General features: G+C 54.4%; 9 protein-coding genes. All 9 read right to left on the reverse strand.

Features of this window, described 5'->3' with window-relative positions; translation table 11 throughout:
• Nucleotides 1-75 precede the first annotated feature (75 nt).
• The gene (locus tag GORHZ_RS30105; protein WP_006334704.1) at nucleotides 76-1509 is read right to left on the reverse strand and encodes a tyrosine-protein kinase domain-containing protein; all 1434 of its coding nucleotides are present in this window, start codon (nucleotides 1507-1509) and stop codon (nucleotides 76-78) included.
• A gap of 174 nt (nucleotides 1510-1683) precedes the next feature.
• Nucleotides 1684-2238: an MATE family efflux transporter gene (locus GORHZ_RS30910; RefSeq protein WP_157205213.1), complete on the reverse strand. Its 555-nt coding sequence runs from the start codon at nucleotides 2236-2238 to the stop codon at nucleotides 1684-1686.
• Between the two features lie 731 nt (nucleotides 2239-2969).
• Nucleotides 2970-4019, reverse strand: a complete 1050-nt coding sequence (locus tag GORHZ_RS16235) for an O-antigen ligase family protein (RefSeq protein ID WP_157205214.1) — start codon at nucleotides 4017-4019, stop codon at nucleotides 2970-2972.
• 266 nt (nucleotides 4020-4285) lie between these two features.
• Nucleotides 4286-4996 carry a glycosyltransferase gene (locus GORHZ_RS30915; protein WP_157205215.1) on the reverse strand — a complete coding sequence of 237 codons (711 nt, stop codon included), beginning with the start codon at nucleotides 4994-4996 and terminating at the stop codon, nucleotides 4286-4288.
• Nucleotides 4997-5529: 533 nt separating this feature from the next.
• Entirely contained in the window at nucleotides 5530-6348 is an 819-nt protein-coding gene (locus GORHZ_RS30115; protein WP_006334711.1) for a glycosyltransferase, read from the reverse strand.
• A gap of 33 nt (nucleotides 6349-6381) precedes the next feature.
• A complete protein-coding gene (locus tag GORHZ_RS30120; RefSeq protein WP_083877324.1) occupies nucleotides 6382-7392 on the reverse strand; it encodes a WecB/TagA/CpsF family glycosyltransferase in 1011 nt (336 codons plus the stop codon).
• 10 nt (nucleotides 7393-7402) lie between these two features.
• Nucleotides 7403-8374, reverse strand: coding sequence for a GDP-L-fucose synthase family protein (locus GORHZ_RS30125; RefSeq protein ID WP_006334714.1), 972 nt, complete (start codon nucleotides 8372-8374; stop codon nucleotides 7403-7405).
• 15 nt (nucleotides 8375-8389) lie between these two features.
• On the reverse strand, nucleotides 8390-9415 hold the full coding sequence (gmd, locus tag GORHZ_RS16255; RefSeq protein ID WP_006334720.1) for a GDP-mannose 4,6-dehydratase: 1026 nt from the start codon (nucleotides 9413-9415) through the stop codon (nucleotides 8390-8392).
• 489 nt (nucleotides 9416-9904) lie between these two features.
• Nucleotides 9905-10788, reverse strand: an 884-nt coding sequence (locus tag GORHZ_RS16260) for a sugar transferase (RefSeq protein ID WP_006334722.1), incomplete at its 5' end; no start/stop codon positions are given.

The following is a 10788-nucleotide window of genomic DNA, read 5'->3' on the forward strand; positions in this document are numbered from 1 at the left end:
ATTCCCACCGCTAGCAGAATCACAAGCGTACCCAAACCTCCTGCTAAGAAAACTCGCCTTTTCATAACAGACTCGTCAACGCTCAGTGGTCGTCTCAAATTGGCCCAAATCAGAATGCGCCCGAATACCGTCACCTGAATACCCACGGCCGGAGTATCCCGCGTACCCATATTCAGCAGGATTGACCGGTACTCTATTTAGCACACTACCGAGAACTCTCACACCTGCCGAACTCAGCTGACTGCCAACGTCAGCAACGTCCTTCCTCGAGGTACGGCCTGCGCGGGCAACAACAATCAAACCGTCAACTCGCTGCCCGACCACACATGCGTCTGCAACAAGGAGTACAGGCGGTGTATCACAAATCACTAAATCGTAGTGCTCACGCAACTCCGAAAGAACTCTGCCCATCTTCTCAGAGGCCAGCAGTTGCGAAGGATTCGGTACCGGCGGTCCGCTAGCCAGCAGATCGAAATCCCGAATACGGTCACGCTGAATGACATCAACCAGACTTGCACTACCCGAGAGCACGTCCGCAAGTCCAACACCGCCATTTGCTCCAACTCGCAACGCCACAGTGGGACGACGAAGGTCGCAATCAACGACTACTACGCGCTGTCCGAGTTCAGCAAACGACGCTGCCAGATTCAACGAGGTCGACGTTTTTCCATCACCCGGACGAGGGCTTGTGACTCCCAACAAACTGAATTCACTATCGACATTCACAAAAGCCAAATTTGTCCGCAGTTTTCTGTAGGCCTCGGTAGCCGCCGTCCCACTATCAGAAAATTCAAGAACTCCCCCGTTGCCAACCGATTCATCAGCAGGCACGGAACCCACCACTGGCGATCCAAGAGCAAACCCAAGATCCTCCTTAGAGCGAACGCGGTTATCAAAACGTTCCCAGCCAAAACACACTGCCAACCCAACGAGCGCCCCAAACACGAATCCCAGACCTGTAGACCGAGTAATCCGCGGAGATATAGGACCTTCACTCAGAGTAGCCGGCGAAACAATCGTCAACCGAGCGGAAGCTTCACCCCCACCGGGCGGCGTCTCAAGAGTGTTAACGTAGTCCACTAGTGACGCCGCTACCGAATCCGCCAACTCCACCGCACCATCGCCATCGGGACTATTTGCAGAAATAGATAGAAGAACAGTTTCCGGTGTAGTATAAGCCGCAAGCATGGACCGCGCCTCATCCACCGAAATACGCAAACCAGAACCAGCAATAGCCCGATTCAGAACCGCGTCCGATTCGACCAATTTAGTATATGATTCAACCCGCTGTTGCGAGGCAAGCGAACCCTGATATGCCTCAAGCGCTCCCCCAGGGCCTGTATTAGCGGTGACGTACAGGGTTGCGGTCGCCGCATACACCGGGGTCCGCATCAAACTCGCGGACAGCGCGAGTGCACCACCCAGAAGGGAGAGGAGTACAACCAACCACCATCGGTGGTGGATCACAGACCACAACTCATGAGCGATATCACGTTCACCAGCCGCCATCGACCGGTGCGAATAGGGCGTTGCGTTCAAATTACTTCCAATCTACGGGATCGCGAAGCGGCACCCAAAGTACCTCCCCAAACAGTTGAAGCGCGACTGAATTTGCCGAGAACTTCATACCGAAGATGCGCAATAGCATACCAATGAACCGCTGGCGAGAGTGTCGATCATCCATCAGTCAAGAACCTCCGTACCAACCCTTGAAGCTGCCGACTCAAGGTCCGCCCGAACATAGAAGAACACGGCCCATAGAAAAACTCCACCGAGAGCCCCAGAAAACACAAGCGCCCAGATAGCGGCCGTCTCACCCCACAAAACCAGGGCCGGAACACTGAAAATAAACGGAACTGGCGCCAGAATCGATCTTACCACCACCGTCTTAGACGAATTCCGCAAACCTCTGAAAGCCAACGTCGCGCCCAGCGAAATCCCCGAAAATGCTTGCAATAATGACATCGGTATAAGAAACTGCCTACCAATATCCCAAACGCCACCGAGTAGGGAGGCAACCCACTCGGACGGAACGACACAGAGTATAAGACAATAAATCATAACGCCCAAGAACATTATTGCTGAAAACACGATCGACATCACCCGTATGCGCACATACTTTCCATACTCCTGACACTCAAGCACTTTTGGCAAGATTGAAGCAAGCAAGCCCTGTTCCACAACCACAACTGGCCCGAGTATGACTTGAGCACCACGCATAGAGCCCGCGAAACCCACCGACGATAGACTTGATAATAGCAGCACAACGAGACTTTGCGATCCGCTAGTCACAAGAGCCTCTCCCACCAGATTTCGACCGTGCCCCCAATACCTTTCACGCCAAGTGGAGACAAACCGCAATGGGAGGCGGCCAGGCAGCCATATTGCGCGCGGACTAACAAGAACTCCCACCAGGCTCGTCAATGGCCAAAGAAGGAAGACGACAACCATCGAACTCGAATCCGTGAGCCCCACTAGCCCTACGCAAACTGCAAAGGCGCACAACCATAAGAAATCCATCCAGAACATGCGGTATGTACCAAATCGAACCAACGTCGTGTACCGGAAAAAGTCGTAAATCACAACAACGTAACAGGTGACCGCGAGGACCTCAAAGGCAGACGAGAGATCGCCGGGCAGAACCAATGAAGAAATCCATACGAAGACCAAAGATATAGAGCTAAATGCGAGGGCGGCACTCAAAGCGCACCGATATCCGACGGCGCCCTCAGCCAACCCTTTATCGGTCGATGCTCGATACTCGAGGACATAAGGCATGACAAGAAGCGAACGAGAAACTGTAATAACGACAGTAAAAACGGAAAAACCGATAGCGAATGCACCAAACTCCGACGGTGAAGACGAGTACCCAACGGCAATCGAGAGCAAGAAACTATTACCCGAGTAGGCACCCTGGTCCGCGATTCCCCAAAAGGATCCGCGGACACGAAAAGCAGCTCGAAGTGCGCTCATACGATCTCGGAAGATACGCCAAAGAACTGGCCGGGAGGCAAATTCCTAATTGTGATCAATAGTAGTCCAAATATCAAACCATTATAGGCGACAAACAATACCGGATTAAACATTGCAGTCACGAGCATAGCCAACAAACCCGAGCAGCAGACTGTCACTGTCATACGTCTCGGATCCCGAGGGCTCAACTCCATAGACCAGAGCATTGCCCTCGCCGCTACGACCAAGACTGCACCTACAAATAGAATCGAGAATACCCACCCACCACCGACGGCAAGCTGCAAGTAGTCATCGTGCAGGGGGACCAGCTTGAACTCACCGGTGAGGCCGTCAGGCGGTCGAACAGCGATATTGTCGCGAAACAGCGAACCAAACCACGGGCTCTCAGCCACCCTAGCTCTCCCCATCCGATAGAGCACTTCTCGAGTCTGTGTATTGTCCCCCTTTCCTACGTCGCCATAATACGACGACGAAGCAGCCAAAATCATCCGCCTAAACGCGAAAGCGAGCAGCCCGACAACGACATAAATCGCTGCCAAGACACGCGCCAATCGGCGATTTAGATAATGAAGACTAAGGACGCATGCCACGACTATCGCCACGAAGACATAGGTAAGCGCTGGATACGCATCGAAGCAAAGCCAACCAGCGACAACCATCAGGACTCCGGTGATAACATCCCGAGTGACAAACGCGCCCGCGATTCCCAGCGCGAGGAAATATGCGCTCTCGTGCCTGAAATGCTCCGCTTCAGCAAGTCCAAATCCAAAGCCAAGAACCGCAATAACGCAAACTGCGTATACGACTCCAGCTGCCTTGAACGCAACGAACACGCGAGAGGTGTCGAAGCTCCAACGTGAGACGGAATCGACAGCGACGATTATCGCAGGCGCAAATAGGGCTAAAGAATTTGCAGTATTCCCATCTAGGACCCGACCATACAGAGATCCGAGAAAACCCACCACGATCAGGATCCCTAGAACCTGATAGCTTGTCAGCTTGCGACGCGCATAAGGTCGCTGAACCCAGAGTGTGACCACACTCATGACGACCGCGGCCGCATACCACTGCAAAGACCCCAGGCTGTATGTAACGAAAGATCCCGCTATCGCTACACAGACTCCAGTGCATATTCCGAAGGTCTTAAGCCGGCCCGCCTGCCCTTGGCCTAGTGAAGAGTCTGATAAGTGAGAGGCAGTGCCGTTGCGATCGGCAGATCCAGACCCGAATTGCGGACTGCCTGGAGGTGAAGGCCACAACAATTTCTCACTCACTAAGCAGTCTCCGGGGTCTGGTTCGATTACCGTGATGCCTAATCATTTTGATGCCGTTCTCGTTCCACAAACTTCTGGTTTGTAGAATCGTCACTTAACACCTCGGCATATATGGCACGTATATCAGCGCCAATCCGATCGGACGACCAATCGATACGAATGCCCCGATCGTTTTCGCTTATGTTCGAAATATCAGCCATCGTTTGATTAATAGATTTCAAAGGATCTGAAGGATCTATAGCGTGGAAGTTGGAACTGGCGACAATCTGAGCACCTCCATGCGCGAACGCTAACACCGGTTTACCGAGTGCAGCTGCCTCAGCCGCAACCCAACCGCAACTGTCATGCAGACTTGTGAACAAGAGCACGTCGTAAGTCGCCAAACACTTCACAAACTCATCGCGGGCGAGAGGTTGGTGAATGGTTGCCGACCCCTGCAAGTTACGCCTCGCTATCAATCGTGAAATCCGCTCCCTCTCAGGTCCATCCCCGTACAGATCCAGTAGCCAACCGCCATTGATAGCGTTTGCCGCAACCGCCTCGACTGCGATGCACGCACCTTTCCAGTCGAGCATGCGCCCAGCCCAGATGGCATTCAATACGCCGTCTCGAACCGTACTGGGCGAGCGTATGCCAACGCTCTCGACTCGGTCAGGAAAATTAATGATGGCATTCGGCATAACAATGACACGGCGGGCGCCAAGCCTCAAAAGTTCACGCTTGGTGTCATAATTGAGCGCTAGGACCACCGTAGCCCTCCTGATGGTCGGCCGAGTCAAGGTGCAACGAAGGCCAGTTCCGATAACACGACGCATCGAGTCGGCGATGCTACCCCGCAGGGTGAGATATCTCTTGAGTTCTGAAGGAGTGTAAGTGGCACCACCCACGGGTCCCCATATAGTCGGTACACCCCTCACAACTGGCATCGGTAACCAATCACTTGCATAAGTGACATGGTGTACTACATCGTAATTTTCTTTGTGTCTAGCTACGTGCACGCTAAGCGAGATAAGCCACCATGCGTACTGTAAGTAGATCAGACTTTTTCGGTAGCCAAATCGATCAAACGGGGTAGATACCCACTTTATTTGTATCGAATGGTTGAGCCGCCCAACTTCTCGAACAAGATCTGAATCTGTCGAGCTATGTCCGACATAGAGGTCAACATCGGCGAATTCCGAAAGGACTTTCAGCCATTCCCAACCAACACCTGGTTCTGATCCCTCTGAAGGCGAGCATGCGAACGCAAATAATGCAACTCTTATGTTTGCAATTTGACCAGTCATTCGCCTGTTCCAAACACGTCGCTAGTCTTGGAGGGCTTCTGGACATATTGTCTTTGAAACTTCCGCTCGCGCAGGATTCCGGCGTTAAGCGTTTTCAAGGTTCCATGTGTTATTCGCCCGGCGAGTCGCAGGGTACCGGAATTTCGCACCCCAGCGATCTTGGCACGCTCCAGGTCCTCGACCTCGCGGCCATTTCGGACTGTAACCTGACCGGTATGCAGTCGGAACGCCGACAGAGGTGTGCGGCAATACCTGAAACGTGCCCCATGATCGGCTAGCTTGATATATAGGCTCAAATCCATTACCTGCTTTAGATTTTCGTCTAGGGCGAGAAGTCCCTCTTCATAAAGCTCGCGTCGGAAGAAAGTTGATGCGGATTGAATATACGGTCCATAGGTTCGTAGGACGAACGGCGAGAAACGGTGTTGCGCGACTAATCTAATTGGGATACCGTTGGCGTCAGTGTGAATGGAGTCTCCATAAACGACGTCTATTTCAGGGTTGTCCTCAAAGATCTTCTGCACTCGCTGAAATGCAAATGGCAAGTAGTATTCGTCGGCATTTAGCCATGAAATCACTCTCTCAGACCCGAGGTGCCTCATTCCCCTGTTTACGGCGTCGGACTGTCCGTTGTCATTTTCCGACACAACTGTCAGCCCAGTCCAACTGTGACGTGCTACTACTTCGTTCGTAATATCGGTACTGCAAGCGTCCTGTATGTGATGGCGTGCTGGAACTCCCTGCATACGTACGCTGTCGATCGAGTCAGCAATAAATCGTCCGTAGTTCAAGGCGGGTGTGACTACAAAGAACATACCGGCCACCTCCTTCCGTACACTCTCACTGATTCAGGTCTTAGTCTTGTTACCGTGAGCTGAATTCACGTTCGTCTCCGCAACCCGGAACCTCGCTGCAAGATCGCGTGCGACAAAACTTAGGAAGTAAAAACTCCCGAACGTGTATCGGCGCCAGAGGCGTCTGGGTTCGGTCGCCAGTCTGTAAGCCCATTCGAAACCAGAGGCTTGAATGACTTTCGGCGCTTGAGGTGTTGTTTCGGCTACAAAATCAAAAGCTGCCCCGATACCGATACACGTGGCCCCAACTCGCTCCGATAAGATCGCGGAGATGAAATCCTGTTTAGGCGTCCCAAGACCTACCCACACGATGTCCGCAGGATGAGGTCTGACCGCCTCGAGACATTCCTCTATAAACCCGTCATCTAATTCGGAAATGCCAGGGGAATAGTATCCGGCGGCTAATATATTGGGATATTGCTGTTTGATTTTCTGTTCGAGCTTATTCAACGTTCTTGGTGATCCACCTAAAAAGAAATGACTAATTCCAGTCCCCTGGCTTGCCTCAAGTACAGCCTCGAAGAGCGAAGGACCGCGTACTCGGAGATTAGCTCGTGGTCTCCCATCTGCCGTCCAGCTGAGGTAGCACGCAAGCGGTAGACCGTCGGCATAATTCTGACCATAACCCGCCATTGCCGCCATGTATTCCGGATCTCGAACAGCACATGATATCGAGTAGGCGTTGATCAATCGAATCGGATACCCAGGCGTGGTACCGCATTTTTCCAGAATAGACTTTGCTGCAGATTGAAGATCGGTCATCTGAAATCGGACCGGGCCAATACTGCCTGCACAAGTCGAATTTTGAGTGCGATCTGCATCTGAGAGTGCACGCTCTGAGTTTAGCGGGGAATTAGATTGAAGAGCGCTTCGCCAAACGCGGGTCATGGATTCAGCCTCCTTTTCCATCGAGGTGGTATTGGTTTCAAACGGTCTGGAGCATCTCCGGGACTCACAATCTCGCATCGCATGCGGCCTCGCCGAGGCCGCATGCTCGGAGAGCATTTATTTCTTGTCAACGTCTAATGACCGACTGGTTCGCTCTGTACCACTCGATGGTGTCCGATATCCCTTCAGACAACGACCATGTAGGTATCCAGCCGCTTGCCCTGATCGTCGAGACGTCCAGCAACTTCTGGGGAGTGCCGTCTGGCTTGCTCGTGTCCCATCTTGTCGTGCCCGTGTAACCGACTGAGGTGGCGACCAGACTGGCGATTTCGCTCAGGGTATGATCTTCCCCCGTTCCTACATTGACCTGCTGTGGGCCGTCGAAATAGTTAAGGAGATGCAGACACGCTGTCGCCATGTCGTCCACGTGGAGAAACTCGCGTCTGGGCGTTCCGGTCCCCCAGTTGGTGACGTGGTCCGCCTTATTTCGGAGTGCCTGATCATATCGCTGGATGAGCGCTGGCAACACATGTGAACCGGTTGGCGAGAAGTTGTCACCGGGGCCGTACAGGTTAGTAGGCATTGCGGAAATCCACGGCAGTCCATACTGCCGCCGCACGGCCTGAACGGTAAGGATTCCGGTGATCTTTGCAATCGCGTATGCGTCGTTAGTCTGTTCGAGTGGACCAGTTAGCAGCGAGTCTTCGCGAATGGGTTGCTCAGCATGCTTCGGGTAGATGCACGAAGATCCGAGGAAGAGGAGTCGCGGCACTCGCTGTGCGACTGCAGCATCGAGGACATTCGTTTGGATTTGCAGGTTCTGCGAGAGGAAGTCGACCGGGTATGTGCTGTTGGCCAGGATCCCGCCAACCTTGGCGGCCGCAAGGATGACGACTTCGGGCTGCAACTCCTCAAAGAAGTCAAAAACCGCAGCACGATCGGTCAGGTCTAGTTCTGCACTTGATCGGCCGGCAAGCCTGGAGAAGCCTTCCTTCTCAAAGAGTCGCCAAAGCGCCGAACCAACAAGGCCGCGGTGTCCCGCAATGTAGGTCGTCGCGGACCTGTCCAGCGGTCCGACTCGACAAACAGTCTCATCCATCTCGCTCGTCCCGCCTTACGCGGCCCAGTCCGCGTGAGCCGGCCTGTCGATCCATGGTTTGCCTTCACACTCCAGAGCTGCGATGTCGGCGTCTACCATAATCCGAGCAAGACCGGGCGCCATCACGGTGGGACGCCATCCGAGAATGCGCTCCGCCTTGCTAGCATCTCCGATCAGTGCGTCGACTTCGGTCGGACGGAGGTATCGCTCATCGAAGCGAACATGTTCCTCCCAATCCAAGCCTGCGTGCTCGAAGGCGGCCACCAGGAAGTCGCGCACGGAATGGTTACCGCCAGTTGCCAGAACATAGTCGTCCGGCTCATCGGCTTGAAGCATCCGCCACATTCCCTCGACGTATTCAGGTGCGTAGCCCCAGTCACGAACGGCATCGAGGTTGCCCATGTACACGTGCTGCTCAAGCCCGGCCTTAATCCGCGCTGCCGCACGCGTGATCTTGCGTGTTACGAACGTCTCACCGCGCCGAGGTGATTCGTGGTTGAACAGGATCCCGTTGACCGCATACATGCCGTATGCCTCACGGTAATTGCGAGTGACCCAGTATGCATACACCTTCGCGGCTCCGTACGGTGACCGCGGGTAGAACAACGTCTCCTCGTTCTGTGGTGGTGGTGACGCACCGAACATCTCCGAACTCGAGGCCTGGTAGAAACGGCACTTCACGCCAGCCAGGCGCACCGCTTCGAGCAACCTGATCGCGCCGATGCCAGTGGTGTTACCAGTATGCTCGGGCTCATCAAAGCTCACCCGGACATGCGACTGAGCTGCCAGGTTGTAGACTTCGTCGGGTTCAATCGACGACACCAATGTCACTAGGCGTGCACCGTCGCTCAGGTCTCCGTAGTGCAAGAACAATCGCGCATCCGCTTGGTGAGGGTCGACGTACAAATGGTCGATTCGCGAAGTGTTGAACGATGAGGAGCGACGAATCAGCCCGTGAACTTCGTAGCCTTTGGACAGGAGTAACTCAGCTAGATATGAGCCGTCCTGACCTGTAATCCCCGTAATCAAGGCTTTTTTCATTGTATCCTCGCCTCTGTTTTTCCTAGTCGTTGCGCTGCACATACACGCAAAGGGACGTGCCTATTGACGAGTCATACTCGTTGGTTCCAACCAGCACCATGCTAGAAAGTCGAATTCGACCCCACCCGGCCATCAGACAAGTTGCGCCGTCGAACGACGCCTGCCCGGTTTCTCTGGATCGAGTGCCATATCCTCTCACTCATTCCAGGAGTACTCGGACAATGTCTGTGCGGTCGCAATATTCAATGGCAGGCACCAAGCAAACTCTTGGGCAATCTCGAAAATCCTCGCGCCGCGGCGATTCTTGGAGTCGTATACCTTCCGCCAGACCAGAACAACTTCCGGGTTTCGAGCTTCGGAGTTTTCCGGCAATCCGTTGTTGCCTGTGCTCAATCTGCTCGACGTCAATACCGAGAACGTTTTGCCCGAGTTCAACAGCATGCGCCGGGATCATGGCGCGTGGATGCTCGAGCCGGCCGACGGTCCTCATCAGTAAGCGCCCTCCTTGGCCACCACAGCCTTCACCGTGCGCCACAGAATGACCAGATCCTGCATTATCGACCAATTCTCGACATACGAGAGGTCGAGTCGCACGGACTCCTCCCACGAGAGGTCAGAACGCCCGGATACTTGCCACAGTCCGGTCATCCCAGGCTTGACGAGCATCCGCCGAGCAACTCGACCGTCGTACTGGCCGACCTCTTCGGGGAGCGGCGGACGAGGCCCCACCAAACTCATCTCGCCGGTCAATACGTTGAATAGCTGAGGCAACTCATCGATGCTGTACCTGCGGATGAATGCACCCACCCGCGTCACTCGGGGATCGTCGCGGATCTTGAACAAGATGCCCGCACCCTCGTTACGATGCTGGAGGCTTGTCCTCAGCGAGTCGGCGCCTTGCGCCATAGACCGGAATTTCCACATACGGAAGCCGGAGTTATTCAAGCCGACGCGGGTCGCGCGGTAGAAGACCGGGCCGGGCGAATCGACCTTGATAGCTGTTGCAACTACTACGAACACCGGAAGGAGCACTAGCAACGCCACTGCCGCTCCCATGCGGTCGACGGCCGCCTTCAAGAACTGGTTGGCGCCTTCATATCGTGGCTTGTCAATGTGCAGGAGGGGCAGTCCGGCCACGGGACGCACCATCATCCGGGGCCCGGCCACGTCGTTGACACCGGGAGCGATCAGCATGTCGACGTCCATGCCTTCGAGGTCCCATGAGAGGTTCTGCATGGCGGCGTGACCGAGCGCTTCTGCTGAAGTTACCGCGACAGTGGTCGCATCCGACTTCTGCACAGCCTGGATGACGTCGTCGAAGGTGCCCAAGACCGGAACTGAGCCACCAGGAAAAGTCACGAAGTCGCGCGATC

It is taken from the genome of Gordonia rhizosphera NBRC 16068, from assembly GCF_000298195.1.
Classification (GTDB): domain Bacteria; phylum Actinomycetota; class Actinomycetes; order Mycobacteriales; family Mycobacteriaceae; genus Gordonia; species Gordonia rhizosphera.

Bases quoted from the DNA above. Each gene is read 5' to 3' on its own strand.
- GORHZ_RS30105 (WP_006334704.1), bottom strand. From the start codon at position 1,509: ATGGCGGCTGGTGAACGTGATATCGCTCATGAGTTGTGGTCTGTGATC.
- gmd (WP_006334720.1), bottom strand. From the start codon at position 9,415: ATGAAAAAAGCCTTGATTACGGGGATTACAGGTCAGGACGGCTCATAT.
- GORHZ_RS30115 (WP_006334711.1), bottom strand. From the start codon at position 6,348: ATGTTCTTTGTAGTCACACCCGCCTTGAACTACGGACGATTTATTGCT.
- GORHZ_RS16235 (WP_157205214.1), bottom strand. From the start codon at position 4,019: ATGAGTGTGGTCACACTCTGGGTTCAGCGACCTTATGCGCGTCGCAAG.
- GORHZ_RS30125 (WP_006334714.1), bottom strand. From the start codon at position 8,374: ATGGATGAGACTGTTTGTCGAGTCGGACCGCTGGACAGGTCCGCGACG.
- GORHZ_RS30120 (WP_083877324.1), bottom strand. From the start codon at position 7,392: ATGCTCTCCGAGCATGCGGCCTCGGCGAGGCCGCATGCGATGCGAGAT.